Source organism: Sporosarcina luteola, from assembly GCF_023715585.1.
In the GTDB taxonomy this organism is placed as follows: Bacteria; Bacillota; Bacilli; order Bacillales_A; family Planococcaceae; genus Sporosarcina; species Sporosarcina luteola_D.
Window position 1 is genome coordinate 288,907 of sequence record NZ_JAMBOK010000001.1, and the last position, 26,422, is coordinate 315,328.

Below are 26,422 nucleotides of genomic sequence, written 5' to 3' on the forward strand. Positions count from 1 at the left end.
ACCGTTCGCCGTTCGATTGGAAAGCGTCGACCTGTAGTGAAAACCCATTTATATTGCTTATACATAATAGAAGGTGAAAAGATGAAAACAATCAAAGAAATAGCCGAAATGCTGCAACAAACTTCCGACCCAGAACCGTGGATGAATAAACTAGAAGACGATCATCGCGCAGGTGTCAAAACAGAACTGCGAAAATGGTATCGCAATTATGAAAAGAAACAGCAATTGGAACAATTGCTCCAAGAAAAAATAAACTTTGACAACAGTTTTAAGTCATACGACGGAACGCTTGTCGCAGGGGTGGATGAAGCCGGAAGAGGTCCATTGGCAGGCCCTGTGGTCTGTGCCGCAGTCATTTTGCCTAAAGAAGCAAACGGTCTGCTAGGTCTCAATGATTCAAAAAAGCTATCCATCCAAGAAAGAGATCGATTATCTGTGATCATTAAGGAAGTTGCAATCAGCTATTCAGTACATATTCAATCAGCGGAAAGAATCGATGAAATGAACATTTATGCCGCTACTCGGGAATCTATGGAGAAGGCAGTGAATGCTTTAGAAACCCGTCCGGAAATCGTTTTGGCGGATGCCATGAAGCTTCAAGTCGGCTGCAGATCTGAATCCATCATCAAAGGGGATGCTCAAAGTCTTTCCATAGCTGCAGCCTCCATCCTCGCAAAGACGACGAGGGATCGATTGATGAATCGTATTCACGATGAGTTCCCGATGTACAACTTCAACAAGAATGTCGGTTATGGCACTGCCGAGCACGTGGAAGCCCTCCATCTCCACGGACCGTGCCATCACCATAGAAAAACCTTTGAGCCTGTCAAATCGATTTTGGAAGGAAGGTGACCTAGGATGAACAATCCATCGATTCCCCGCTTGAGCAACCAGTCCATCCCTGTATCGCAGCCACCGTTGACAATGCGGGAAGGACAAATGTTCCACGGGCACATAAAACAGCTTTACCCGGGACAGATGGCCGAAGTGCAGATCGGTGGCCAGAAATTGATGGCCAAACTGGAAGTGCCCATGAAAGCGGGCGACGCGTATTACTTTCAAGTGAAGTCGGTCACCCCTGAACTGCAAATCAAAGTCGTGTCCGGCCCTTTACAAGCAACGGAAGGACAAGCGAAGCAAATGACCAGCTTGTTAGACTCGATGCAACTTCCAAAATCACAGGAAATCATTTCTGTACTAAATTTTTTTTTGAAGGAGAGACTCCCTGTTTCCAAGGATACCTTGCTGAATGCTGCAGATCTTTTAAAAACCGTTCCGCCATCGGTTCAAAGCGAAGCTCTTGATTCTATCCGGAAATTGGTGGAATTGAAACTACCGCTAAATGAGTTTAATTTCCAATCACTTTTAGGGGTGGAGAAAAAGGAAGGCTTGCACGATGGCTTGATTGCTTTGCGAAATGTATTGCTCGCCGACACAGACATACCGACGCAATCAAAGGAAAGAATCCTTGCAACGATTGCTGATGCAAGCCGGATAACAGTTTCTGCTGCGGAAAAAGCATTGGTTAGTGGGGCTGTTCTAAAGTTGCTTGATGATCGTATACCCCGTGAGGAGCGGTTCCAAGTATTGCAAATGCTTAAGAGCTCGGGGATCATGCCGCCAAGCACGACACTTGCCAATATACAAACAATAATGGATACGAACATGGCGGAGCGGATGGCGGGAGCAGGACAAATGAAAGAGTTGGTTCAAAACGACCCTGTCTTACAACAGTCTACTAAGTTGCAGCTGATCGGCTTACTGGAGGAAATTGAACATAATCGATCGGTCGAAACGAGGAACTATCAAGCTGGTGAACAAGCCGGCAAAATCATTCGTCTAGTTGCGGATCATATCCAATCCATGCCATTCACGGATGATGAATCCTCAGCTGCCTTCAAGTTATTACTGCCTGATGATGCTCGCGCAAAAACTCCGGAATTGTATCGTATGATGGAGCAATCCCCGTTGCCAGTAGCAAAGGAGCTAATGCAAGGAGCCCAAACGGTGGTGGAACAAGCGATTGATGGCAAGGTGATGAAAGAAGTCATGCAAAACCTTTTCAAATCTCTCGGTTTCAATTATGAAGCGGGACTGCTAAGTGGAAATCAGGATATCGGAAAGACGATGGACATGCTGAAACCTCAATTGGTTGCGCTGTTGCATGACAGCGCAGTATCTCCTGTATTGCGCGATGCGGCAGAGACAATAATTGCGAGAATGAATGGCTCAATCATACAGTCCGGTGACACAGGCCTGAACCAACAGATTGTCATGCAGCTGCCCCTGGAATTCCTCGGGAAACGAGTCGATGCAACGATTCAATGGAATGGGAGAAAGAAGGCGGATGGCAAGATCGATGCGGATTTCGCCCGAATCCTGTTTTATTTGGAACTGGAATCGATCGACAAGACAGTTGTCGATATGCAAGTTCAAAATCGGGTCGTCGCGCTAACTGTTTTCAACGAAAACCTTCAATTGCGGGAAATTGGCGGTCTTTTGCAAATGAAATTGAGGGATGGCCTCGAATCGGTAGATTATCGATTGTCAGGAGTCACATTTAAACAATTTGAAGCAGAAGGTACTAGAGAAACGAAAAAACGGAATGATTGGATGTCTGAACAGGGTGGAGTGGACTTCAGGATATGACAGAACAGAAACATACCCGCAAAGAGGCGATTGCGCTTTCTTATGATCCGAATGCAGGGGATGCCCCGAAGGTTGTCGCCAAAGGAAAAGGGAAGGTTGCAGAAAATATTTTGGAGAAGGCGAAAGAACACGATGTTCCGGTACAGGAAGATCCGACTCTTGTGGAGTTGCTTGGGCAGCTGGAAGTGGATGAAACAATTCCCGAACAACTATATCAAGCTGTTGCAGAAGTGTTTGCTTATATTTACCAAGTGGACCGGGAGCATGGCTCTCAGAAGAATAATAGGGAAAACTGACGGAAACTATCAAAAGATATCAAAAAATGCTTATATGGCTACAACAAGTGTGGACATTATTTTACATCTTTACTACAATGGATACGGCAGTAAATTATGAGCTACAAGTTCGAATGGAGGATGTAAGATGAATATCCATGAATATCAAGGAAAGCAGCTGCTCAGAGATTATGGCGTTGCTGTTTCAAATGGTCGGGTAGCTTTCTCACCCGATGAAGCTGTAAAAGCGGCAAAAGAACTCGGTACGGACGTAATCGTAGTCAAGGCGCAAATCCATGCTGGCGGGCGTGGCAAGGCGGGTGGCGTTAAGATCGCCAAAAATCTTGATGAAGTGCGCGAGTATGCGAAAGAGCTACTTGGCAAAACCCTTGTAACCCATCAAACAGGCCCTGAAGGTAAAGAAGTTAAACGACTTCTTGTCGAAGAAGGATCAGATATCAAAAAAGAATATTATTTAGGTCTTGTACTCGACCGCGCTACAGATCGCGTTACTCTCATGGGGTCTGAAGAAGGCGGAATGGACATTGAAGAAGTCGCTGAAGAGACTCCTGAAAAGATCTTCAAAGAAGTCATTGATCCAGTCGTCGGCCTTACAGGCTTCCAAGCGCGCCGCATGGCATTCAATATGAACATCCCTACACATCTTGTGAATAAAGCTGCGAAATTCATGCTAGGACTCTACCAAGTATTTGCTGAGAAAGACGCATCAATCGTTGAAATTAATCCGCTTGTCGTTACAGGCGATGACAATGTACTAGCATTGGATGCAAAATTCAATTTCGATGACAACGCACTATACCGTCATAAAGATATTGTCGAATTACGCGATTTCGACGAGGAAGATCCGAAAGAAATCGAAGCTTCCAAATACGACCTTAGCTACATATCCCTAGATGGCAACATCGGCTGCATGGTAAACGGTGCAGGTCTTGCGATGGCGACGATGGATACAATCAATTACTACGGCGGATCACCGGCCAACTTCCTTGACGTTGGGGGCGGCGCTACAGCTGAAAAAGTGACGGAAGCATTCAAAATCATCCTCTCTGACGAGCATGTCAAAGGAATCTTCGTCAATATTTTCGGAGGCATCATGAAATGTGACGTAATCGCGGAAGGTGTTATTACTGCTGCGAAAGAAGTCGGCCTTGAAGTGCCGCTAGTTGTACGTTTGGAAGGCACGAACGTAGACAAAGGCAAAGCGCTATTGAACGAATCAGGATTGAATATCATCGCTGCTGACACAATGGCGGACGGTGCACAAAAGATTGTTGAACTCGTAGGCTAAGAAAGGCAGGGAGAAACGATGGCAATTTATATTAATAAAGACACAAAAGTGATTGTACAAGGAATTACAGGCTCAACAGCACTTTTCCATACGAAGCAGATGCTTGAGTATGGCACGAAAATCGTCGGCGGTGTAACACCGGGCAAAGGCGGAACGGAAGTTGAAGGAGTACCTGTCTTCAATACAGTTGAAGAAGCCGTAAAAGCGACAGGAGCAAATGTTTCTGTCATCTACGTTCCGGCTCCGTTTGCAGCAGACGCGATTCTGGAAGCTGTCGATGCGGAATTGGATATGGCCATCTGTATTACAGAACATATCCCGGTTCTTGACATGGTAAAAGTGAAGCGCTACATGGAAGGCAAGAAAACACGTCTTGTCGGACCAAACTGCCCGGGTGTCATTACATCCGATGAGTGTAAGATTGGTATCATGCCAGGCTACATCCATACGAAAGGCCACGTTGGCGTCGTATCCCGCTCAGGGACATTGACGTACGAAGCTGTTCATCAGCTTTCACAAGCAGGCATCGGTCAGACGACAGCTGTCGGTATCGGCGGAGATCCTGTAAACGGAACGAACTTCATCGACGTACTGAAAGAATTCAACGAAGACCCAGAAACATACGCGGTCGTCATGATCGGTGAAATCGGCGGTACAGCTGAAGAAGAAGCAGCTGAATGGGTGAAGGCGAACATGACAAAACCTGTTGTCGGCTTCATCGGCGGACAAACAGCGCCAGAAGGGAAGCGTATGGGTCATGCCGGCGCTATTATCTCCGGTGGTAAAGGAACAGCTGCAGAGAAAATTAAAGCACTTAACGCTGCAGGTGTTGAAACGGCTGACACGCCTTCCGTCATCGGTGAAACATTGATCAAAGTACTTAAAGAAAAAGGGCTTTACGAAAAATGTAAAACACATTGAGGCACAGTACGGCATGCAGGATAACTGCATGCTGTTCTTTTGCATATCTGGAATATGAAGGAGGAATCTTGTGTTACTCACAGACGTCGACCGAAAGTTGCTTGCCTTGCATTATGTCTATCCCGTCCCATTTAATAAAGTAACGGAAATCTTGAAGATGGACCCCGATCTTCGTCATCTGTTCACTCATTGCACTAACGAACTGGCGGCATTTCTTAAAATCCCCAAATCGAAAGCCGTCCAGTTGAATGGACAGTTGAAACGGCATGAACAAACTCCTTTCCCCCTTCTTTATCAACGAGAGAAAATCATCCCTATTCCAATTACGAATCCGGCGTATCCGAAGCCGTTGAAATGGCTGGTCGACCCTCCAACAGTCCTCTATGTAAAAGGTGATCCAACAATTTTGGATGCTTCAAAGAAGGTGGCAATCATCGGTTCCAGAAAAGCCACCAACTATTCCAAGGAAGCGCTTTCTTTCATCGTTCCTCCGCTTGTCGATCAGGGAGCGGTCATCGTTTCCGGCCTCGCGAAAGGGGCGGATACCATGGCGCATGAATCTGCAATCCAATTTGGCGGAAAGACGATTGCGGTACTTGGACATGGTCTATTCCATCTGTACCCTCATGAAAACAAAGAGCTTGCAAGATTACTAGGTGAACGCCATTTACTGCTGACGGAATATCCTCCTTATATGAGACCCGCGAAATGGACGTTTCCGATGAGGAATAGGATTATCAGCGGCTTGTCGGAGTCTGTCATTATCACAGAATCTGAGGAGAAAAGCGGAACAATGAGTACCGTCGATCATGCGCTTGAGCATGGGAAGGCTATTTACGCGGTTCCCGGGCCGATTACCTCTGCTTTATCCCTTGGGCCGAATAAATTGATTGAACAAGGTGCAAAGCCTATCTGGAATGGCTTTCAAGCGCTTGAAAGCTGCTCTTTTCCATGACGGGTAAAACACTCCTTTTATTGAAAAGGTTGATTTTAATTCGAATCTGTTATACATTTTGCAACAGATATCCTTTTACATCCGGAATCACCAAGATCCGGAATGGGCAAGAATAAGAGACAGCCCTGCGGATGTACAAAAAGGGAACCTCTATGAGGAGGAACATGATAAATGGCAGATTACTTAGTTATTGTTGAGTCGCCCGCCAAGGCGAAAACAATTGAACGTTACTTAGGCAAGAAGTATAAGGTCCGTGCTTCCATCGGACACTTGCGGGATTTGCCCCGCAGTCAGATGGGCGTGGATACTGAAAACAATTATGAACCGAAATACATCACGATTCGCGGGAAAGGCCCTATATTGCAAGAGTTGAAAAAGGATGCTAAAAAAGCGAAGAAAATCTTTCTCGCAGCTGACCCCGACAGGGAAGGGGAAGCAATCGCATGGCATTTGGCACACCAACTAGGTGTGGACATCAACTCGGATTGCCGCGTCGTATTCAATGAAATTACAAAAGATGCCATAAAAGATTCTTTCAAAAGCCCGCGGCCTATTGATATGAACCGGGTAGATGCCCAACAGGCAAGAAGGATATTGGATAGACTCGTAGGCTATAATATTAGCCCGATCCTATGGAAGAAAGTGAAGAAGGGACTGTCCGCCGGACGTGTGCAATCGGTCGCATTACGATTGATCATCGACCGGGAGAATGAAATAAAGGCGTTCGTACCCGAAGAATATTGGAGCATCAGCGGAAAGTTCACTAAAGATGGCAAAACGTTTGAGGCTTCCTTCTATGGCGATGCCAAGAAGAAAATGAAGCTGGAAAACAAAAAGCAAGTCGATGAAGTCCTTTCAAAAATGTCTGGTGATGAATTCGAGATTGTCAATGTTGTCAAGAAGGAGAGAAGAAGGAATCCAGCCCCTCCATTTACAACATCTTCCCTGCAACAGGAAGCAGCGCGCAAATTGAATTTCAGAGCAAGAAAAACAATGATGCTTGCCCAACAGCTCTATGAAGGAATCAATACCGGCAAAGAAGGCATCGTTGGTCTCATTACGTATATGAGAACGGACTCAACGCGAATATCAGAAGGTGCAAAAGGAGAAGCCGTCTCCTTCATCGAAACGATGTACGGCAAGGATTTCATCGCCACGTCGAAGGTGAAATCCAAAGAATCGGCTAATACGCAAGATGCGCATGAAGCTGTACGACCAACCTCGGTCATGAGGCCGCCTGAAGCGATGAAACAGTATTTGTCACGCGATCAGCACAGACTTTATAAATTGATCTGGGAGCGCTTCGTGGCTAGTCAGATGGCGCCTGCAGTGCTTGACACGGTCACGGCGGATCTGATGAATGGCGACGTTAAGTTCAGGGCGACAGGCTCAGAAGTTAAATTTCCAGGCTTTATGAAAGTGTATATCGAAGGTGAAGACGACCAAGAAGAGGAGAAGGACCGCATTCTGCCTCCGTTAGAAAAAGGAGAGCACGTGAAAGGGAACGAAATCGATCCGAAGCAGCATTTCACGCAGCCGCCTCCGAGGTATTCAGAAGCTCGTCTTGTCAAGACGTTAGAGGAGCTTGGAATAGGCCGGCCGTCGACATATGCGCCTACACTCGACACAATCCAAAAACGGGGCTACGTTACGTTGGACGCTAAACGGTTCGTTCCGACAGAGCTTGGAGAGATCGTCCACCAAGCGGTGAATCAATACTTCCCCGATATCATTAACATCAAGTTCACTGCCGATATGGAGAAAAACCTTGATGATGTTGAAGAAGGCGAGATTGAGTGGAAGAAAGTCATTGATGAATTTTACAAAGAATTCGAGAAGCATGTCAAAGTTGCCGACGAAGAGATGGAGAAAATCGAAATCAAGGATGAGCCTGCCGGTGAGGATTGCGAGAAATGCGGTTCTCCAATGGTGTTCAAAATGGGTAGATACGGTAAATTCATGGCTTGCTCAAATTTCCCTGATTGCAGAAACACAAAAGCAATCATCAAACCAATCGGAGTCACCTGCCCATCCTGTAAAGAAGGTCAGGTTGTCGAGAGGAAGAGCAAAACGAAAAGGATCTTCTTCGGCTGCGATCGATATCCAGAATGCGAATATGTATCATGGGATAAACCGATTGCTAGGCCGTGCCCGAAATGTCAACACACATTAGTTGAAAAAAGACTGAAAAAAGGCGTGCAAATTCAATGTACGGAATGCGATTATAAAGAGGATGCACAAGAATAAGAAGTAGAGGCGTTTGAGTATACTTCAGCTGCACATGTAGGAGAAAAATCCGCATTGTGCAGCTTTTTACTGTGTAGATCACCTAAAAATTGAACAAACTGTGTCTAAAAATACAGTAGATGTCTGACAACCTAAGACGATTATGTTGCCGGAACAATATAGTTTGCGTTATAGTGAATCGTGGATGACTTTTGAATTTCCGAATTAGTTCTCCTATTCGATTAATAGTGAAGATCAAGCGGGTCAAAACGGTAAAAATAACCACTATTCAAACATGTTCCAATTTTGTTATAATTGACAGAGTGATTCATATGGGGGTGAAACACTTGCAACGAAATAGTCCTAAGGACGTTCTTGACGAATACATATCTTTTATACGCCTCGAAAAGAACTATTCCTCCCGGACAGTTTCGGAATATAGCAATGATATTCACGAGTTCCTCTCCTTTTTATCCCAAGAAGGAATTTCTGACCTGGACAATGTCGAATATCCCGAAGCAAGATTGTATATAACAACTTTGTATGACAAAGGTTTCGCCAGAAAGACGATTTCAAGGAAGATTTCATCCATTCGTTCTTTTTATAAGTTTGGCAATGCTCGATTCGGGATAAATGATAATGCATTCCGTTTATTGCACCATCCAAAGAAGGAAGAACGGCTTCCGGCTTTTTTTTATGAAAAGGAATTGGAATCGCTCTTTGAAACATGTACTGGGGAAGATCCGAAATCATTACGCAATAGCGCGCTTCTAGAACTGCTTTATGCCACCGGAATCCGGGTAAGTGAGCTGACATCCATCGAATTGGGCGACATCGATAATTCACTCGGCATTGTGAAAGTGATGGGCAAGGGCAGGAAAGAGCGTTATGTCCCATTCGGAAGCTTCGCTCAGGATGCTCTTGAATCCTATATGGATAAAAGTCGTCCTATGCTTATGAAGAAGAAAAGTCATCATGCACTGTTTGTGAATTTGCGCGGTGATCCGATTACGGACAGGGGTGTACGCCATGTGCTGAATGCAATGATGGAGAAGGCATCTATCCCAGGAAGAATTTATCCGCATATGATTCGCCATTCCTTTGCTACGCATCTTCTGTCAAATGGTGCCGACATGAGAACAGTACAGGAATTGCTTGGACATAGTCATTTATCTTCGACTCAGGTATATACGCATATCACGAAAGAGCATCTGCGGAAAACGTATATGAAAACACATCCGCGGGCTTAGGAGGATGAGCTGATGGAATTTCATTCTACAACAATCTTTGCCGTCCGGCACAAAGGTGTTTGTGCCATGTCGGGTGACGGACAAGTGACAATGGGGGAATCCGTTGTCATGAAAAATACCGCTAAAAAAGTCCGAAGGCTTTTTGGCGGGAAGATAATTGCAGGATTTGCAGGGTCTGTCGCTGATGCTTTCACCCTCTTTGAGTTGTTCGAAGGCAAGCTTGGCGAATTCAATGGCAATCTGGAGCGGGCCTCTGTGGAATTGGCGAAAGAGTGGCGAGGTGATCGCATCTTGAGGAAATTGGAGGCGATGCTGCTCGTCGCTGACAAGGACAAGCTTCTGCTCGTTTCGGGAACCGGTGAAGTGATTGAACCGGATGATGGCGTACTTGCGATCGGATCAGGTGGGAATTATGCATTGGCGGCCGGACGTGCTCTCAAAAAATATAGCGGTGATACACTCGACGCCGAGCAGATTGCAAAGGCTGCACTAGAGACGGCGGCGGAAATATGTGTCTACACAAATGATCGGATAATTGTGGAGGTACTCAAATGAATAAGAAGCAGGAATTGACCCCGCGAGAGCTTACTGCTTACCTGGATCGATATATTGTAGGGCAGGACGCTGCGAAGAAAGCGGTATCCGTCGCAATCCGGAACAGGTACAGAAGAAGCCTTTTGACAGATGAGGAAAAAAGGGAGATCATCCCTAAGAACATTTTGATGATCGGACCGACAGGCGTTGGGAAGACGGAAATAGCGAGAAGAATCGCACGGCTTGTCAATGCTCCGTTCATTAAAGTGGAAGCAACGAAATTCACGGAAGTTGGATATGTAGGCAGAGATGTCGAATCGATGGTGAGGGACTTAACCGAGTCGGCCGTCCGCATCGTTCGGGAGGAAATGCGGGAGTCCGTTAAAGGCCAGGCGGAAAAGCTTGCTGAAGAACGACTTGTCGAATTGCTCGTTCCGGAAAAGAAGCGCAAAGTCAATATGCAGAACCCTTTTGAAATGCTTTTTGGACAGAAGACCGATGAGGATGAAAACAGTCCCGAGGAAGCGGATGATATTAGCCGGAAACGGTCTGAAATTGCCCGACGCCTCGCAAATGGTGAACTGGAGGAGCAATCGATTACTGTCGAAGTCTCCTCCCAACAGCCTTCCATGTTTGATGCACTTCAAGGTTCGGGAATGGAGCAAATGGGTGCAAGCATGCAGGATGCTTTATCTTCTTTAATGCCTAAAAAGATGACGAAACGCAAAATGAAGGTGAAAGACGCAAGGAAAATCCTTCAAGCCGAAGAGGCGGATAAATTGATCGATCATGATGAGATCGCAAGAAGGTCTGTTGAACTCGCTGAGCAATCAGGCATCATCTTCATCGATGAAATGGACAAGATCGCAAGCCGAGGCAACGGTGGCGGGTCATCTGCCGATGTATCAAGGGAAGGCGTCCAAAGGGACATACTTCCCATCGTGGAAGGCTCTACGGTGACAACGAAATATGGTCCCGTAAAAACGGATTTCATACTTTTCATCGCGGCTGGTGCATTCCATATGTCAAAGCCCTCCGATATAATTCCGGAACTCCAGGGTCGTTTTCCGATTCGCGTAGAACTCGAAAAGCTGACGAAAGATGATTTTGTCCGGATCTTGAAAGAACCTGACTTTTCATTGATCAAGCAATACGAAAAACTATTGGCGACGGAAAATGTCATAATCGAATTCTCGGAAGAGGCCATCGAGAGGGTCGCGGAAATTGCGTTCGATGTGAATGACAATACAGAAAACATCGGTGCAAGAAGGCTGCATACGATATTGGAGAAATTGCTGGAAGAGTTATCGTATGAAGCTGCTGAAATTGGACCTTCGTCGATCAAGATAACTGTTGCCTATGTCGATGAAAAGTTGAAAGATATCGTAAAAAACAAAGATTTGTCACATTATATCTTATAATGGAGCGTTTTTGTTTGATTAATGATTGAAAAGCTTTAGAATATTCTTAAACCCATAAGGTACTATTAGGAGGAAAAGTAATTATGTCTTTATTAACGAAAACAAGAAACATCAACGCAATGCTTCAAGAAACAGCTGGAAAACCTGTAAACTTTAAAGAAATGGCCGAGAAATTAAGTGTTGTCATTGAATGTAATGCATTCATCGTCAGCAGAAAAGGAAAATTGCTGGGCCTTGAAATCCATCATCAAATCGACAATGAACGAATGAAGCAAATGTTCCAGGAGCGTAAATTCCCAGAAGAGTATACGCAAAAACTTTTCGAAATAAATGAAACGTCTTCAAATATTGACGTGTACAGTGATTATTCGGTCTTCCCTGAAGAAGAGCGCGAACTATTCAAGGATGGCTTGACGACTATCGTTCCAATCATTGGCGGCGGCGAGCGTCTTGGAACACTAATCCTTGCGCGTCTAAAAGAGAAATTTACTGAAGATGACCTTATTCTTGCTGAATACGGCGCAACAGTAGTCGGTATGGAAATCCTTCGTGAAAAATCCGAAGAAATTGAGGTTGAAGCTCGTAGCAAAGCTGTCGTTCAAATGGCTATCAACTCATTGTCTTACAGTGAACACGAAGCGATTGAACACATCTTTAAAGAGCTCAATGGCAATGAAGGTCTCCTTGTCGCTTCGAAAATTGCAGACCGTGTAGGGATTACACGTTCCGTTATCGTCAATGCTTTACGTAAACTTGAAAGCGCCGGTGTTATCGAATCTCGTTCACTTGGCATGAAAGGTACGTACATTAAAGTGTTGAACAACAAATTCCTTGAAGAGCTTGAAAATCAAAAAAATTAACAAATTATTACACTCCGGTTGAGAATGCCGGAGTGTTATTTTTTTGTGAAGAAGTTGCAGAATAAAGAAATAGGGAGTATTACTTTTCTTCCGGGTTATGATATTAGTCCTAAGAACTATAAATGCCGCGTTTGTGGTGATGTAAAAGGGTTGTTTTGACCTAATCTATTTTGATTAATATGATGGACAAAGTTCGCCAAAATCCGATACAATAAGATATGTGTTTTAATTGAAAGTTTAATAGAAAAGGTTATCTTTCATATATAACGATAAAACAACTAGAGGTGAAATAGATAATGAACATTTATGGATCAACGATTTCACTGTTGGAGCAAGGTTTGAATTTTTCTTCTGCAAAAGGAAAAGTTATTTCGCAAAATATAGCAAATATCGACACGCCGAATTATAAGTCGAAACATGTCAATTTCAAGCAAATGATGGACGAAGCAAAAAGTGAGGCTTTTAATGCATATCGTACAAATGAAATGCATTTTGATTTTTCTTCAAAATTATCAAAACCGGGTATAGCCAAATATGCCGGTTATAATTATCGACAGGATGGAAACGGCGTTGATATGGACAAGGAGCAGGCAGATCTAGCGGCAAATCAGATTTACTATAATGCGTTGGTTGATCGTCTGAACAGCAAATTCAACTCTCTTCAAAATGTTATTAAAGGAGGCCGATAACGATGTCTATTTTCCATAGTCTCAACACCTCTGCATCGGCCCTTACAGCCCAGCGGCTAAGGATGGACGTTATCTCTTCCAACATGGCAAATGTTGAAACGACACGAGGGAAGATGGTAGACGGCGAGTGGCAGCCGTATCGACGGAAGTCGGTCAGCTTCCAACCGATGGAAGGACGATTCTCTTCAATGCTGCAAGCAGCAATGGGAAGCCAAGATAGAGGAGCGGCGGGTTACGGAGTGACAGTTGCCCGCATTCGTGAAGATCGGGAAACACCGTTCAAGCTTGTCTATGATCCTAGCCATCCGGACGCTAACGGTGAAGGGTATGTTCAAATGCCCAATGTGGATCCGTTAAGGGAAATGATTGACCTAATGTCAGCGACCAGATCTTATGAAGCGAATGTGACAGTGTTGAATGCAAACAAAGCGATGTTAATGAAAGCACTTGAGATAGGGAAATAACGACCTGAATGGAGGATGACTAATGCCTATACAATCTATTCAAGGCGCAGGAATTGTGCCAGGACTACTGAAAGTAAATGATGGCCCCAAGCCGACACCTTCTGAATCGCAGAAAAGTTTCGGTATGTTCTTAAAAAATGCCATACAGGACGTGAACATCAAACAGATCGAATCGGATAAAATGACCCAAAAACTCGTTTTAGGGGAAGATGTCGATTTGCATAATGTCATGATTACAGCTCAAAAAGCTTCCATCGCATTGAGTGCGACAATGGAAGTACGGAACAAGGCTATTGAAGCGTACCAGGAAATAATTAGAATGCCAGTTTAAAAGCGAAGGCGACCGTTTAGGCCCCTACCAATAGGGCAACGATGTGCTCGCAACGCTTTGCTATTGCTCGCAAAACTCCGTTCTTCGTGACGGTAGAGCAACGATGTGCTCGCAACGCTTTGCTTTTGCTCGCAAACGCCGTTCTACGTGACGGCAGGGCAACGATGTGCTCGCAACGCTTTGCTATTGCTCGCAAACGCCGTTCTTCGTGACGGTAGAGCAACGATGTGCTCGCAACGCTTTGCTTTTGCTCGCAAACGCCGTTCTTCGTAACGGTAGAGCAACGATGTGCTCGCAACGCTTTGCTATTGCTCGCAAACGCCGTTCTTCGTAACGGCGTTGACTATGAACGCAGACCGGGGGATAAGAATGAAAGAAAGATTGACGAAAATTGGAACTGACTTGAAGCAGTTCTGGTCGAGTCGCACAAAACGACAAAAAACAACATATATCGTGTCCGCGGTTGCTGTTATTGCTATTGCTGCTTCCTTGACTTACTTCCTGTCAAGGACGGAATATGTCCCTCTATACAGTGACGTCTCGCGCGCAGAAATCGGCAGGATCAAGGAAGAGCTCGATGTGCAGGGCGTACCGAGCCAAATTGCTCCCGGGGGCACTTCAATCCTCGTTCCGAAAGAACGGGTTGATGACCTCCTTGTGACACTCGCTGCGGAAGGGTACCCAAATACGGGAACTATCGATTATTCGTTCTTTTCTCAAAACGCCGGTTTTGGAACGACCGACAATGAATTCAACATGATCAAGCTTGCTTCTATGCAGACCGAGTTGGCGAATCTTATAAAAGGGATTCAAGGTGTGAAGGATGCAAATGTAATGCTCACCTTGCCCACGCAAAGTGTCTTTTTAAATGAAACTGTTCAAAATGCAAGTGCTGCTATTATGCTGAAAACGGAACCTGGACATCAGTTTACGGAATCTCAAATTACCGCCTTATATAATTTAGTATCAAAAAGCTTACCGAATTTATCCACAGACGATATTGTAATCATGAACCAGTTTTCCGAATACTTTGACCTGAAGTCATCTGAGCAATCAATTGGCACTAGTGTGGTCAATCAAATGGATTTGAAAAAGACGATTGAACGTGATTTGCAGCGGAAAGTGCAAATGATGCTCGGGACGATGTTAGGACAGGATAAGGTCGTCGTCTCCGTAACGACAGACATTGACTTCAAACAGGAGAATAGACAAGAAAACCTTGTCGACCGTGTAGATGAGGATCTTGATAGCCTGGCAATCAGTGTTCAAAGGATCACAGAGTCATTCTCAGGGAATGGGGCTGTTGCCGGAGGCGTTCCTGAAGGCGAAGATCCTACAGACAACCGGACAAGCTTTGTCGAGGGCAACAACGCCAATGGAGACTATGAGCGCTTGGAAGAAACAATTAACAACGAAGTGAACCGGATCAGGAAGGATATTGTAGAAAGTCCTTATAAGATTCGAGATATCGGTATCCAAGTTATGATGGAGCCATCCGACGGGAATAACGTGGAAGGTGACATTAGAAACATTCTAGAGACGATTATCAGAACTTCCATTGATAAAACATATTTGCCGGCAGAAATTCCAGGAGATTACTGGGGAAGTAAGATTGCAATCACTACTCAAAACTTCGATGGCAAGCTCGTTACTGTACCTCAATCTTCTGAAAGTGCAATCCCTTGGTGGTTGTATGCAATCGGTGCAGCTGTACTGGTCGTCATCGCCATCCTTATCGTTGCGTACTTCCGCAAACGCAGACAGGAAAACGAATTGGAAGAGGCGTTGATACTCGAAGAGCAGAGGGAAGCATTGAATGTGGAAGATATCAATACGGAACAAAACGAAACAGAAGCGACCCTTCGCAAAAAGCAGCTTGAAAAGATGGCGAAGGATAAGCCTGAAGAATTTGCCAAGTTGCTGAGAACATGGATTGCCGAAGATTGACGGAGGGATGAACAGTGGTAAAGAAGGAAAAAGGAATGACGGGCAAGCAAAAGGCTGCACTTTTGCTCATATCGCTCGGTCCGGAAGTTTCGGCAGCCGTCTATAAACATTTGACAGAAGAGGAAATCGAACGGTTGACGCTAGAAATTTCAGGTGTGAAGAAAGTCGACTCCAACGTCAAGGAGGAAATCATCGAGGAATTTCATAATATCGCCCTTGCGCAGGATTATATATCCCAAGGCGGAATCGGTTATGCAAAAACCGTATTGGAAAAAGCGCTTGGAAAAGAACACGCTCAAGCTATCATCAATCGCCTGACATCATCTTTACAAGTGAGACCATTCGATTTTGCAAGAAGGGCAGAGCCGGGTCAAATTCTGAATTTCATTCAAAATGAACATCCGCAAACAATTGCATTGATATTATCTTATCTTGAAGCGGAGCAGGCAGGCATGATCCTGTCATCTCTACCGCAGGAAATGCAAGCGGATATTGCAAAACGGATAGCGACGATGGACTCCACTTCCCCCGAAGTCATCAGTGAAATCGAAGCCGTTTTGGAGAGAAAGTTATCTTCCACAGTCACACAGGATTTCACGGAGACGGGCGGAGTCGATGCAGTTGTACAAGTATTGAACGGCGTCGACAGAGCTACCGAAAAGACCATTTTGGATGCACTCGAAATCCAGGATCCGGAGCTTGCGGAGGAAATCAGGAAAAGGATGTTCGTTTTCGAGGATATCGTCACATTGGACAACCGTTCCATTCAGCGCATTGTGCGTGAGTGTGAAAATGAGGATCTCATCTTGTCGATGAAAGTGTCCAGCGAAGAAGTCAGGGAAATTCTCTTTAAGAACATGTCTCAACGGATGGCCGAATCATTCCAGGAAGAAATGGATGTCATGGGGCCAGTCCGCTTAAGGGATGTTGAAGAAGCGCAGGCAAGAATCGTATCCATCATCCGTAGATTGGAAGATTCAGGAGAGATCATCATAGCCCGCGGTGGAGGGGATGACATCATTGTCTAACATTTTTCGTTCTTCCCGAACGATTTCTGAAGAAGGCAACGTCAAGGAAATAACAATCCGGAATTTGCATATGCCGGCGGTTGACGGTAAAGAGGAAGTGATTTCAAAAGAATCCCTCTTTCTAGAACGTGACCGGATGCTGAAAGATGCGAGACGGCAGATTGAACTGGAAAAAGCCGATGCGGAGTATATGAGACAAATGGCGCAAGAGGATATTGCCGCCATGCAAGCAGCATGGGAGCAGGAGAAGACGGTGCTTCAACAGCAAGCCTATGAAGAGGGCTTCCAAGTCGGATACGAAGAAGGCAGGAACAAGTCCATATCCGATATGAGTGAATCATTAAAGGTGGCAAATGAAATCACTGAGCATGCGAATGAAAATGCGTTGAAATACCTGGAGGAACAAGAAAGAGTCATATTGGAGATTGCAATGAGGACGGCGGAGCGCATTCTTGGCAAGACGTTAGCAGAGGATGAGGAAGCTTTCCTTTCAATCGTGAAAAGAGGGTTGAAGGAAGCGAGGGAGATGAAGGAGATCAAACTATACGTACCGGTCTCCCAATTTGAACTTGTCTCATCGAACCGGGCTGAACTTGCATCCATCTTTCCGCCTGATATTCCTTTCCTTATTTTCGCAAATGACGACTTCGAAACGAACGAATGTATTATCGAAACGAACCAAGGCCGGATAGTTGTCAGTGTGGATGAACAATTGAACGAGCTTAAAGAGAAACTCGTTGAACTGCTGGAGAGTGGTGACTAACGATGAAAAAAGCGAAGGAATTGCTAGAGATCATTCCAAAAATGAATTCATTTCCGAAATTTGGACGTGTCGCACGGGTAGTCGGCCTCATGATTGAATCACAAGGTCCTGAAAGCTCGGTCGGGGATGTATGCCGCATTCATCTAACTGATGGAGAAAAGGAAGACTCTGTCATTTTGGCGGAAGTCGTTGGTTTCAGAGAAGAAATTGTCATCTTGATGCCTTACTCGAATATCACTGACATATCAAGTGGCTGCCTTGTCGAATGTACCGGGAAGCCGCTTGAAGTGAAGGTCGGAATGAATCTGATCGGTAAAGTACTCGATTCCATGGGAAACCCGATTGACGGCAGTCCACTTCCGAAAGGTTTATCGACTGTGCGAACAGAACAGGACCCCCCGAATGTCATGATTAGAATGCCGATCAGTGAAAAACTGGCTGTCGGTGTCAAAGCCATTGATGGGATGTTGACCGTCGGAAACGGCCAGCGGGTCGGGATTTTTGCGGGTTCAGGCGTTGGGAAAAGCACATTGCTCGGAATGATTGCAAGAAATACAACAGCTGATTTGAACGTAATCGGTCTGATCGGAGAACGCGGCCGTGAAGTCCGGGAGTTCATCGAGCGGGATTTAGGTCCCGAAGGATTAAGCAAGACAATCGTTGTTGCCGCGACTTCCGACCAACCTGCACTCATGAGGATCAAAGGCGCCTTCACAGCTACCGCAATTGCAGAGTATTTCCGGGATAAAGGATTGAATGTCATGCTCATGATGGATTCCGTCACCCGCGTCGCAATGGCGCAGAGGGAAATCGGGCTTGCGGTAGGAGAGCCCCCTGCAACGCGCGGTTACACGCCATCCGTATTCTCGATTTTGCCAAAGCTTTTGGAACGGACTGGAACGAACGATGTCGGTGCAATTACAGCATTTTACACAGTGCTTGTCGATGGCGATGACATGAACGAACCGATTGCAGACGCGGTACGAGGTATACTCGATGGCCATATTGTCCTGGATAGGACACTTGCCAACAAAGGACAGTACCCGGCCATTAATGTCTTGAAAAGCGTAAGCCGTCTCATGAATCATATTGCCAGTCCTGAACATGTAAAAGCCGCCGAAAAGCTCCGTGAGTTGTATTACACATATGACAAGTCCGAAGATCTTATCAATATCGGAGCGTATAAGCGGGGCACTTCAAGGGAAATCGATGAAGCGATTGAATACGAAGCGCATATCACCAACTTTTTGAAGCAGAGTTATCAAGAGAATGTCCAGATGGAAGACAGCATCGAAGAATTGATATCACTTGCTCCAGGAGGAGGTACATGATGAAACCTTATGAATACCGATTTGAAAAGGTGCTCACATACCGGGAACAGGAGAAAACGGAGACCGAGGTAGAATTCAAAAAAGCGGTCGAGTCTTTCGAAACGATCGCAACTGAATTATATGAAGTGTTGAAACGGAAGGAAGACGTCATCGGCGAACACCAGGAAAAAATGAAAACAGGCTTTTCCATCAATGAAATCCATCACTATGCCCGATTTATCGATAGCCTCGATAAACGGATCGAGGATCTGCAGCAATCGGTTCTTAAAGCCCGTTCCAAAATGAATTGGTTCGAAGAGAGATTGCTCGAGAAGACGATCGAAGTGAAAAAGTTTGAAAAGATGAAGGAAAAAGATAAAGAACATTATCGTACTGAAATGGAACAAGCGGAAGCAAGTTTGTTGGATGAATTATCAACATTGAAGTTCCATAGAAGAGAAACAGGGTGGTAACTTGGCAAGGAACTCAAAACTTCAAACGGACGAGAACATCGTTGAAAAGAAAAAAGGCGCCCGCCTCTTCCAGGAAGTGTTGCTATGGACTCTCATTCCGCTTCTATTCACGACGATGGTGCTATTGATCATCGCATATGTCGCCGATGTGAATGTTTTTGACAAAGCGAAAGAATTGACACAATCCCTTCCATTCACAAAGGAGAAGCAGGTTGATGATCAAAAAGGCAGCGACATGATCATTGAAGAGCGTGTCGTCGAATTGCAGGCGGAAATCCAAGAGAAGGAAGCCCAGCTGTACAAACTACAAGAGGATCTCACAAAGTCAGCAGATGAAAAAAAATCTTTGCTCGATGAACAAACGAGCTTGCTGGCTCAAATTGAAGCATTGAAAGTTGAAAAAGATGATTATAAACGCGACATGAAAGAAATCATTTCAACATTCGAGAAAATGTCAGCAAAGTCCGCAGCTCCTGTTATCACCAAAATGAGCGATGCGGAAGCAATCGAATTACTTAGCAAGCTAAAACCTGAAGTTCTCGCACCGATATTAGAAAAGATGTCGCCTGAAGATGCAGCAAAGTACACAAGTCTTATGACCAAGTAAGCGGAAACTGAGGGTGGCATTTATTGAGGGGAGGTGAAAATAGAGTGAACATCGGAACATTACAAACAATGATAAGCGCTAATCAAGCTGTAACAAAAAAAATGCAAAACAGCGGGTCGGTCACTTCCAAGTTCGGATCGGTATTCGCCGGCATATCTTCAAAAACGGCTAAAGTTGAGAGTCCAACTAACGGAGAAATTCCGATCGAATTAATTCCGAATCTATTTACTGCCTCAACAGTTGAAAATTTGGAGAATGCTGTACAAGCGATTCAAGGTAACGAGAATGTTGCTATCGGAAGCAATGGGAGCTTAGAAGAAGTAGCAAGTTGGTTATCGATTAACCCTGAAGAAATGCTCAAAAAGCTTCAACAATTGCTGGAGGAAGCCGGCATATCTAAAAGCGAAACTGAGGAAATTACGATCGCCACCGATATGTGGACTTTGCTAGACATGATCGACGAAGCAGGAATACGTTTTTTCGAAAATTTGAATGAGGAACTTCTAAAGCCAGGTACAAGGAATGAGGCAACTCAACTCTTATCCTTACTAAAAACAATCGAATTGTTGGCTCCAAAATCAGATATGGATTTATGGATGGAGCAGAAGGTGGATAATTTCCGCCAAGTGATCTCAGTGGCTGCTGGCCAATTCGAACAGCGGATGACAACAGCAGGGAGGCAGGAACAATTGCCGTTCCTCAATCAGAAAACCGACTTCAGGATCATCCTTGAAACAAATTCTGCAACTTCCGCAAATGCAGAAGGAGCTGGGCAGAAACAAGCCGAGGCAACACCGCAATCTGGAGCTGTTCATGCAACAACGGTAGTCAGAGCAGAAGTGTCATTACAGCAGGCAGAATCGAATTCAGCGAACCGGAGCGAAACACTGCTTAGGGAAATGCAGGCGTTAATGAAACGTTCCAATTTCGGACAAGTCGGCGGAACCAATCGGATGCTCATTAAGTTATATCCTGAACATCTCGGCCAAGTCCGTATCGAGCTGCTTGAAACGAATGGAATCATGACAGCAAGAATTCTCGCATCAACGGCCCTGGCTAAAGGAATGCTTGATAGTCAGCTACATCAACTGAAACATGCATTTAATCAGCAGAACTTGCAAGTCGACCGCGTTGACATTGCGCAAACAATCCAAGAATCGCAAAAAAATGAGCGTGAACAAGCTTTTAATGAACATTTCAAGCGTGAGCAACAGACGGATGATAACAAACAGAACCAATCACAGGAAGATGAACTTTCATTTGAAGAATATATGATTGAACTGGAGGTGTAGTGATTGATAGAAGGACAAAAATCGATAACAGAATCGATGTTTCTGATAAATAATCAGCGGGATCAACGAAAAACGGGATCGGGCACAATGGGCAAGGATGCATTCATGAAAATCCTTATTGCACAGCTGCAAAACCAGGATCCTACAAACCCGATGAAAGATAACGAGTTCATTGCGCAAATGGCACAATTCTCATCTCTTGAACAAACGACGAACTTGACAAGTGCATTTGAGAAGTTCGCCGAGGCACAAAACCAATCCCAATTGATCCAATACAATCAATTCGTCGGAAAGAACGTCCGTTGGCATGAGATATCAGACAAGAAGGACGAAGCAGGCAAACCGATCGTCAATGAAGGGACAGGCATCATCCAATCCGCAAAGTTCGTAAATGGATCTGTCGTATTCTCGATGGCAGACGGGAAGGAATTAACACCAGGCAATATTTCCGAAGTGCTAGCAGGTTCGGGAAATACGAATAGTTTAGTAGAGGCAAGTCTTTTAATTGGAAAAACAGTCGGTTATTTGGATGGTGAAGAGGAAAAATCAGGATTAGTCGTTTCTGTTTCCAATAAGGAAGGAAAGCTTCAATATATATTGGACGACGGTACCAGAATCAATGGCGATTCATTCACATCCATCAGTCAATAATCAAAAAGGAGCGAGTGTATGGACAAGTTGAACATCCACCACGTTCCATCGCAGCCACTCATACGCCATGGACAACCTTTGAAAACACCGCCACAGCCAAAACAGTCATTTATCGAACAGCTGAACAAAGCAATCCGGCCACAGGAATTGAAAATCAGCAAACACGCAAATGATAGGCTGAAGGAGCGAAACATTCAGATTACAGAAACTGAATGGGCGCACATCACAGACAAGGTGAATGAAGCAAAAGTAAAGGGAATTAAAGAATCGCTTGTACTGATGGATCAAGCAGCACTGATCATCAGCGCAAAAAATTCCACAGTCATTACAGCGATGGATCGCAAAGAAGCGAAAGACCAACTATTCACAAACATCGACGGCACAATCGTGCTCAGCTAACACCGGCAGGACCTCAGACAGAGGATGCCGACGTACTGCCGACTGACAGAGGCAAGTACACTTACAATCCGAGAGGGGAAAAATTAAATGTTACGATCAATGTACTCAGGAATCTCAGGCCTACGAAACTTCCAAACAAAATTGGATGTCATCGGGAATAATATATCGAATGTAAATACTTATGGATTTAAGAAGGGCAGAACGATTTTCAAGGATTTGATTTCACAAACAGTTGCGGGTGCATCAGGCGCTACAGCAACTCGTGGAGGAGTAAACCCGAAGCAGGTAGGACTAGGATCGCAAATCGCTGCAATTGATACTATCCATACTGGCGGATCCACACAATTCACAGGAAACACTCTGGACTTAGCGATTTCAGGAGATGGATTTTTCCAAGTAGCTGATGGCAATCCGACAACAGGTTTCAGTACAAGCCGTTTATATACGAGAGCAGGTAATTTCTATTTAGATAACCAAGGGTTTTTAGTAAATAGTGACGGAAAATATTTAGTTTCGACATCAGGTAGACCATTAAAAATTCCTACAGATGCACAAAGCATGTCAATCGGACAAGATGGTTCTGTCAATTATGTAGCATCAAACGGAACATTAACTCCAGAAGGTCAAATTCAACTTGCCAAATTCCCTAACCCAGCAGGTCTTCAAAAAACGGGTGGTAATTACTTCCAACAAACAGCTAACTCAGGTGCAGCTTCAACGGGAACTGCAACAACTTCTGGTCTAGGTTCAATTGAATCCGGCTTCCTAGAAATGTCCAACGTTGACCTTGCCGAGGAGTTCACTGAAATGATCGTTGCACAACGTGGTTTCCAAGCAAATACACGTATTATCACAACATCAGATGAAATTCTTCAAGAACTTGTCAATTTGAAACGATAAGTAGGTTTCACATACTATATTAATTTTTTTATATCTATTAAGTAGCAGTAGTTGGTTGTAGTGCAAGCACGAGACTCCTGCGGGAATAGCATGAGCCTTGAGACCCCGCAGGTAGCGAAGCGGACGAGGAGGCTCAAGCCATGCCCGCGGAAAGCGAGTGCTGGAACGGAAAGCAACGGACTAAGTAATAATTTATATTTTATTTACGCGTGAATAAACAACTTTATGCGTTTATAGCAAAGGAGGGTCGGGCCGGCCCAGTGCCCGGCCCCTTACATATGATCCAGGTAACTCGCCTCAATGGCAAAGCGTTCACACTGAACGCTTTATACATAGAAACAATCGAATCATTTCCCGACACAACCATCACATTAACAACTGGCACCAAATACGTTGTCCTGGACCCGATCGACGAAGTCAATCGCCGCATCATTGAATTCTATCAATCGGTCCAATTACTATCGAATCCGCATATCCGGGGTGAAGAAGATGAAAAATAAAGCATTAACAATCGCACTAATTATTGTAGTAACCTTGACGCTTGTCGGGATCATCGGCCTGATCCTCACCTTGCAGCTAAAAGGGGATTCCGCTCCTAAAGAGCCCACAATCGATGACATTATCGAAGCATCCGTAGACGTGCCTGAAATCATGACGAATTTATCAGGAAACGAATTTATCCGGATTTCATTAAAAATCCAAACAACTGATAAAAAAGCAGCTGCTGAACTGGCGAAACGTGACTTCCAAATCCAAAACATTGTCATACAGGAACTATCAGAGATGACATCAAAGGACTTTGAAGGAAAAGCAGGAAAGCAGGAATTCGAGGAATCCATCAAATCACAATTGAATCCACTCATGCAAAAGGGTGAGATCGAAAAAGTCTACATCGTTTCGTACATTATTCAATAACAAACTGATGGACATATACTATGCCGGGAGGTGGCCTTATGCCGGGAGATATTTTATCCCAAAATGAAATTGATGCCTTATTGTCGGCATTATCGACAGGTGAAATGTCGGCGGAAGAGATGAAGAAGGAAGACGAGACCCGGAAGGTGAAAGTATATGACTTCAAACGTGCTCTCCGCTTCTCAAAAGACCAGATACGCAGCTTGACGCGGATCCATGAAAACTTCGCAAGATTGTTGACGACTTATTTTTCCGCACAATTACGGACGTACATTCAAATAAATGTCGCTTCGGTCGATCAAATCCCATTTGAGGAATTCATCAGATCCATTCCGAATATGACGTTACTCAATATTTTCGAAGTGCCGCCGCTTGAGGGGAATATCATTATGGAAGTCAATCCGAACGTCGCATATTCGATGCTTGACCGAATGATGGGCGGAGTGGGGGATGGCCCAGGAAAAGTGGATAATATGACCGAAATCGAAACTAAGATATTGACAAACCTATTTGAAAGGTCATTTGATAACTTACGCGAGGCTTGGTCGGGGATCATCGAAATGGATCCGTTCCTATCAGAAATGGAAGTGAACCCACAATTCCTTCAAATGATTTCACCGAATGAAACAGTTGTCGTCATTTCGTTCAACATCGTCATCGGAGAATCCAGTGGAATGATCAACATATGCATACCGCACGTCGTCTTAGAGCCGATCGTGCCGAATCTATCGGTCCGTTATTGGATGCAGACCAATAAGAAGGAACCGACACCCGAACAAAGCCTCAGATTGGAAAAGCGGTTGAAGCAAGCAAGTTTGCCACTGACAACTGAGTTGGGGAAAGGTTCCATATCGGTCGAGGATTTCTTGTATCTTCAAGCTGGGGATGTCATTTCCCTTGATCGGAAAATTGAGGACCCATTGATTGTCAAAGTGGGAGACATACCAAAATTTACAGCACAGCCTGGTCATCTTCGAAACAGGATGGCTGTACAAATAATAGATATATTGAACGGAGGGGATGAAGATGATGAGTGATAATGTACTTTCACAGGAAGAAATCGAAGCGTTGCTGCGTGGAGAACCGATCCGGACGGAAGAAACAGGAACATCGTCCTCTGAACATCAGAATCTTGATGACCAATTAAGTGAAATGGAAAAAGATGCATTAGGGGAAGTCGGGAATATTTCCTTCGGCAGTTCTGCAACAGCCCTCTCCTCATTGCTCGGACAGAAAGTGGAAATCACCACTCCTGCAATATCTGTTGTGGACCACAGTATGCTAGAAACAGAATTCGTTCATCCATATGTTGCAATCCAAGTTGAATATACGGAAGGTTTAAATGGCACGAATCTTCTCGTCATTAAACAAAGTGATGCCGCAATCATCGCTGATTTAATGTTGGGCGGGGATGGAATGGCTCCAAATGAAGAATTAAACGAAATCCATCTTAGTGCCGTACAAGAAGCGATGAATCAAATGATGGGCTCGGCGGCTACGTCGATGTCCACTGTTTTCAATAAGAAAGTCGATATCTCTCCTCCATCTATAGACTTGATGAGTATGGAAAATGAGGAAAGCATCGATAAGATTCCGAAGGACGAAATGATGATTAAAGTTTCATTCGAATTGAAAGTCGGAAACTTAATCGATTCAAACATTATGCAATTGTTCCCGCTTCAATTCGGAAAAAACCTTGTTGCATCGCTTATGGGCATGGGAGCGGAGGAGGAAGCTGCTGTTACATTGGAAGCGCCGGCCAGACCGACATCCAATGAACAGAAACCGCGGCAGAATGAATTTCCGCAAGAGGACCAATTCGGATTCAATTATGGGGAAAGTGCATCTCAGTCGATTTCCCCCCCTGCTTTTGAACAGCCGGTTCAGCAACGGATGCCACAAAGGCAGCAACAACCTCCTGTACACGTACAGGAAGCCCGTTTCGCGAACTTTGAAGGTCCTTCTTTAAACCAAGCAGAGACGAACAACTTGAATATGTTGTTGGATATTCCTTTACAAGTGACTGTGGAACTTGGAAGAACGAAACGTTCGGTTAAAGAAATACTAGAAATGTCCAGCGGTTCCATCATAGAATTGGACAAGTTGGCGGGGGAACCGGTCGATATTTTAGTAAATAACCGGCATATCGCTAAAGGCGAAGTCGTCGTCATCGATGAAAACTTCGGCGTGAGAATAACAGATATTTTGAGCCAGACAGAACGACTAAATAATTTAAGATAAGATCCGGGAGGT

At 44.7% G+C, this 26,422-nt stretch carries 28 protein-coding genes; all 28 read left to right on the forward strand.

The genetic code is table 11. The features are described from left to right. The first annotated feature begins 81 nt into the window (after positions 1-81). The 28 genes from M3193_RS01555 (at position 82) to fliY (ending at position 26,410) form a co-directional block, all read left to right on the forward strand. Positions 82-852, forward strand: coding sequence for a ribonuclease HII (locus tag M3193_RS01555; protein WP_251623956.1), 771 nt, complete (start codon positions 82-84; stop codon positions 850-852). A 6-nt stretch (positions 853-858) separates the two neighbouring features. Further along, positions 859-2,649 carry a hypothetical protein gene (locus tag M3193_RS01560; protein ID WP_251623957.1) on the forward strand — a complete coding sequence of 597 codons (1,791 nt, stop codon included), beginning with the start codon at positions 859-861 and terminating at the stop codon, positions 2,647-2,649. Continuing rightward, positions 2,646-2,945 (forward strand): EscU/YscU/HrcU family type III secretion system export apparatus switch protein, encoded by a 300-nt coding sequence (locus M3193_RS01565; RefSeq protein WP_251623958.1) that lies wholly within the window; start codon positions 2,646-2,648, stop codon positions 2,943-2,945. The genes M3193_RS01560 and M3193_RS01565 overlap by 4 nt, the downstream gene beginning before the upstream one ends. Before the next feature lie 127 nt (positions 2,946-3,072). Then, the gene (sucC, locus tag M3193_RS01570; protein WP_251623960.1) at positions 3,073-4,233 is read left to right on the forward strand and encodes an ADP-forming succinate--CoA ligase subunit beta; all 1,161 of its coding nucleotides are present in this window, start codon (positions 3,073-3,075) and stop codon (positions 4,231-4,233) included. 18 nt (positions 4,234-4,251) lie between these two features. Next, the gene (sucD, locus tag M3193_RS01575) at positions 4,252-5,154 is read left to right on the forward strand and encodes a succinate--CoA ligase subunit alpha (protein ID WP_251623962.1); all 903 of its coding nucleotides are present in this window, start codon (positions 4,252-4,254) and stop codon (positions 5,152-5,154) included. A gap of 70 nt (positions 5,155-5,224) precedes the next feature. Continuing rightward, positions 5,225-6,109, forward strand: coding sequence for a DNA-processing protein DprA (dprA, locus tag M3193_RS01580; protein WP_251623964.1), 885 nt, complete (start codon positions 5,225-5,227; stop codon positions 6,107-6,109). Between the two features lie 171 nt (positions 6,110-6,280). Beyond that, a complete protein-coding gene (gene topA / locus M3193_RS01585) occupies positions 6,281-8,356 on the forward strand; it encodes a type I DNA topoisomerase (protein ID WP_251623966.1) in 2,076 nt (691 codons plus the stop codon). Between the two features lie 311 nt (positions 8,357-8,667). After that, positions 8,668-9,585, forward strand: coding sequence for a tyrosine recombinase XerC (xerC, locus tag M3193_RS01590; protein WP_435372008.1), 918 nt, complete (start codon positions 8,668-8,670; stop codon positions 9,583-9,585). A 9-nt stretch (positions 9,586-9,594) separates the two neighbouring features. Next, a complete protein-coding gene (gene hslV, locus M3193_RS01595; RefSeq protein WP_251627171.1) occupies positions 9,595-10,140 on the forward strand; it encodes an ATP-dependent protease subunit HslV in 546 nt (181 codons plus the stop codon). Then, positions 10,137-11,540, forward strand: a complete 1,404-nt coding sequence (gene hslU, locus M3193_RS01600) for an ATP-dependent protease ATPase subunit HslU (RefSeq protein ID WP_251623969.1) — start codon at positions 10,137-10,139, stop codon at positions 11,538-11,540. The genes hslV and hslU overlap by 4 nt, the downstream gene beginning before the upstream one ends. Before the next feature lie 83 nt (positions 11,541-11,623). Next, positions 11,624-12,400, forward strand: coding sequence for a GTP-sensing pleiotropic transcriptional regulator CodY (gene codY, locus M3193_RS01605; RefSeq protein ID WP_251623971.1), 777 nt, complete (start codon positions 11,624-11,626; stop codon positions 12,398-12,400). Positions 12,401-12,696: 296 nt separating this feature from the next. Then, positions 12,697-13,089, forward strand: coding sequence for a flagellar basal body rod protein FlgB (gene flgB, locus M3193_RS01610; RefSeq protein WP_251623973.1), 393 nt, complete (start codon positions 12,697-12,699; stop codon positions 13,087-13,089). A 2-nt stretch (positions 13,090-13,091) separates the two neighbouring features. After that, positions 13,092-13,553, forward strand: coding sequence for a flagellar basal body rod protein FlgC (gene flgC, locus M3193_RS01615; RefSeq protein ID WP_251623975.1), 462 nt, complete (start codon positions 13,092-13,094; stop codon positions 13,551-13,553). 22 nt (positions 13,554-13,575) lie between these two features. Beyond that, entirely contained in the window at positions 13,576-13,884 is a 309-nt protein-coding gene (gene fliE / locus M3193_RS01620; protein WP_251623977.1) for a flagellar hook-basal body complex protein FliE, read from the forward strand. Between the two features lie 369 nt (positions 13,885-14,253). After that, positions 14,254-15,831 carry a flagellar basal-body MS-ring/collar protein FliF gene (fliF, locus tag M3193_RS01625; RefSeq protein ID WP_251623979.1) on the forward strand — a complete coding sequence of 526 codons (1,578 nt, stop codon included), beginning with the start codon at positions 14,254-14,256 and terminating at the stop codon, positions 15,829-15,831. 14 nt (positions 15,832-15,845) lie between these two features. Next, the gene (gene fliG / locus M3193_RS01630) at positions 15,846-16,859 is read left to right on the forward strand and encodes a flagellar motor switch protein FliG (RefSeq protein ID WP_251623981.1); all 1,014 of its coding nucleotides are present in this window, start codon (positions 15,846-15,848) and stop codon (positions 16,857-16,859) included. Continuing rightward, positions 16,843-17,622: a flagellar assembly protein FliH gene (gene fliH / locus M3193_RS01635; RefSeq protein ID WP_435372009.1), complete on the forward strand. Its 780-nt coding sequence runs from the start codon at positions 16,843-16,845 to the stop codon at positions 17,620-17,622. The genes fliG and fliH overlap by 17 nt, the downstream gene beginning before the upstream one ends. 2 nt (positions 17,623-17,624) lie before the next feature. Further along, positions 17,625-18,953, forward strand: coding sequence for a flagellar protein export ATPase FliI (gene fliI, locus M3193_RS01640; RefSeq protein ID WP_251623985.1), 1,329 nt, complete (start codon positions 17,625-17,627; stop codon positions 18,951-18,953). Further along, positions 18,950-19,405 (forward strand): flagellar export protein FliJ, encoded by a 456-nt coding sequence (gene fliJ, locus M3193_RS01645; protein WP_353056354.1) that lies wholly within the window; start codon positions 18,950-18,952, stop codon positions 19,403-19,405. The genes fliI and fliJ overlap by 4 nt, the downstream gene beginning before the upstream one ends. A 1-nt stretch (position 19,406) precedes the next feature. Then, entirely contained in the window at positions 19,407-20,012 is a 606-nt protein-coding gene (locus M3193_RS01650; protein ID WP_251623987.1) for a MotE family protein, read from the forward strand. Positions 20,013-20,056: 44 nt separating this feature from the next. After that, positions 20,057-21,304: a flagellar hook-length control protein FliK gene (locus tag M3193_RS16780; RefSeq protein ID WP_251623988.1), complete on the forward strand. Its 1,248-nt coding sequence runs from the start codon at positions 20,057-20,059 to the stop codon at positions 21,302-21,304. Between the two features lie 3 nt (positions 21,305-21,307). Continuing rightward, positions 21,308-21,955, forward strand: a complete 648-nt coding sequence (gene flgD, locus M3193_RS01660) for a flagellar hook assembly protein FlgD (RefSeq protein ID WP_251623989.1) — start codon at positions 21,308-21,310, stop codon at positions 21,953-21,955. An 18-nt stretch (positions 21,956-21,973) separates the two neighbouring features. Further along, complete coding sequence (locus tag M3193_RS01665) at positions 21,974-22,354, forward strand: TIGR02530 family flagellar biosynthesis protein (RefSeq protein WP_251623990.1); 381 nt, start codon at positions 21,974-21,976, stop codon at positions 22,352-22,354. An 87-nt stretch (positions 22,355-22,441) separates the two neighbouring features. Next, the gene (gene flgG / locus M3193_RS01670) at positions 22,442-23,254 is read left to right on the forward strand and encodes a flagellar basal body rod protein FlgG (RefSeq protein WP_251623991.1); all 813 of its coding nucleotides are present in this window, start codon (positions 22,442-22,444) and stop codon (positions 23,252-23,254) included. Between the two features lie 278 nt (positions 23,255-23,532). Next, positions 23,533-23,754, forward strand: coding sequence for a flagellar FlbD family protein (locus M3193_RS01675; RefSeq protein ID WP_251627175.1), 222 nt, complete (start codon positions 23,533-23,535; stop codon positions 23,752-23,754). Beyond that, on the forward strand, positions 23,744-24,169 hold the full coding sequence (gene fliL / locus M3193_RS01680) for a flagellar basal body-associated protein FliL (RefSeq protein ID WP_251623992.1): 426 nt from the start codon (positions 23,744-23,746) through the stop codon (positions 24,167-24,169). Before M3193_RS01675 ends, fliL begins: the two co-directional genes overlap by 11 nt. 38 nt (positions 24,170-24,207) lie before the next feature. After that, on the forward strand, positions 24,208-25,206 hold the full coding sequence (gene fliM, locus M3193_RS01685; protein ID WP_251623993.1) for a flagellar motor switch protein FliM: 999 nt from the start codon (positions 24,208-24,210) through the stop codon (positions 25,204-25,206). Next, complete coding sequence (gene fliY / locus M3193_RS01690) at positions 25,199-26,410, forward strand: flagellar motor switch phosphatase FliY (protein WP_251623994.1); 1,212 nt, start codon at positions 25,199-25,201, stop codon at positions 26,408-26,410. The genes fliM and fliY overlap by 8 nt, the downstream gene beginning before the upstream one ends. Positions 26,411-26,422 lie beyond the last annotated feature (12 nt).

What these genes read in the sequence shown, in the direction of transcription:
- M3193_RS01555 (WP_251623956.1), top strand. Translation starts at nt 82, where the DNA reads ATGAAAACAATCAAAGAAATAGCCGAAATGCTGCAACAAACTTCCGAC.
- M3193_RS01560 (WP_251623957.1), top strand. Translation starts at nt 859, where the DNA reads ATGAACAATCCATCGATTCCCCGCTTGAGCAACCAGTCCATCCCTGTA.
- M3193_RS01565 (WP_251623958.1), top strand. Translation starts at nt 2,646, where the DNA reads ATGACAGAACAGAAACATACCCGCAAAGAGGCGATTGCGCTTTCTTAT.
- sucC (WP_251623960.1), top strand. Translation starts at nt 3,073, where the DNA reads ATGAATATCCATGAATATCAAGGAAAGCAGCTGCTCAGAGATTATGGC.
- sucD (WP_251623962.1), top strand. Translation starts at nt 4,252, where the DNA reads ATGGCAATTTATATTAATAAAGACACAAAAGTGATTGTACAAGGAATT.
- topA (WP_251623966.1), top strand. Translation starts at nt 6,281, where the DNA reads ATGGCAGATTACTTAGTTATTGTTGAGTCGCCCGCCAAGGCGAAAACA.
- xerC (WP_435372008.1), top strand. Translation starts at nt 8,668, where the DNA reads ATGGGGGTGAAACACTTGCAACGAAATAGTCCTAAGGACGTTCTTGAC.
- hslU (WP_251623969.1), top strand. Translation starts at nt 10,137, where the DNA reads ATGAATAAGAAGCAGGAATTGACCCCGCGAGAGCTTACTGCTTACCTG.
- codY (WP_251623971.1), top strand. Translation starts at nt 11,624, where the DNA reads ATGTCTTTATTAACGAAAACAAGAAACATCAACGCAATGCTTCAAGAA.
- flgB (WP_251623973.1), top strand. Translation starts at nt 12,697, where the DNA reads ATGAACATTTATGGATCAACGATTTCACTGTTGGAGCAAGGTTTGAAT.
- flgC (WP_251623975.1), top strand. Translation starts at nt 13,092, where the DNA reads ATGTCTATTTTCCATAGTCTCAACACCTCTGCATCGGCCCTTACAGCC.
- fliE (WP_251623977.1), top strand. Translation starts at nt 13,576, where the DNA reads ATGCCTATACAATCTATTCAAGGCGCAGGAATTGTGCCAGGACTACTG.
- fliF (WP_251623979.1), top strand. Translation starts at nt 14,254, where the DNA reads ATGAAAGAAAGATTGACGAAAATTGGAACTGACTTGAAGCAGTTCTGG.
- fliH (WP_435372009.1), top strand. Translation starts at nt 16,843, where the DNA reads ATGACATCATTGTCTAACATTTTTCGTTCTTCCCGAACGATTTCTGAA.
- fliI (WP_251623985.1), top strand. Translation starts at nt 17,625, where the DNA reads ATGAAAAAAGCGAAGGAATTGCTAGAGATCATTCCAAAAATGAATTCA.
- fliJ (WP_353056354.1), top strand. Translation starts at nt 18,950, where the DNA reads ATGATGAAACCTTATGAATACCGATTTGAAAAGGTGCTCACATACCGG.
- M3193_RS01665 (WP_251623990.1), top strand. Translation starts at nt 21,974, where the DNA reads ATGGACAAGTTGAACATCCACCACGTTCCATCGCAGCCACTCATACGC.
- flgG (WP_251623991.1), top strand. Translation starts at nt 22,442, where the DNA reads ATGTTACGATCAATGTACTCAGGAATCTCAGGCCTACGAAACTTCCAA.
- M3193_RS01675 (WP_251627175.1), top strand. Translation starts at nt 23,533, where the DNA reads ATGATCCAGGTAACTCGCCTCAATGGCAAAGCGTTCACACTGAACGCT.
- fliL (WP_251623992.1), top strand. Translation starts at nt 23,744, where the DNA reads ATGAAAAATAAAGCATTAACAATCGCACTAATTATTGTAGTAACCTTG.
- fliM (WP_251623993.1), top strand. Translation starts at nt 24,208, where the DNA reads ATGCCGGGAGATATTTTATCCCAAAATGAAATTGATGCCTTATTGTCG.
- fliY (WP_251623994.1), top strand. Translation starts at nt 25,199, where the DNA reads ATGAGTGATAATGTACTTTCACAGGAAGAAATCGAAGCGTTGCTGCGT.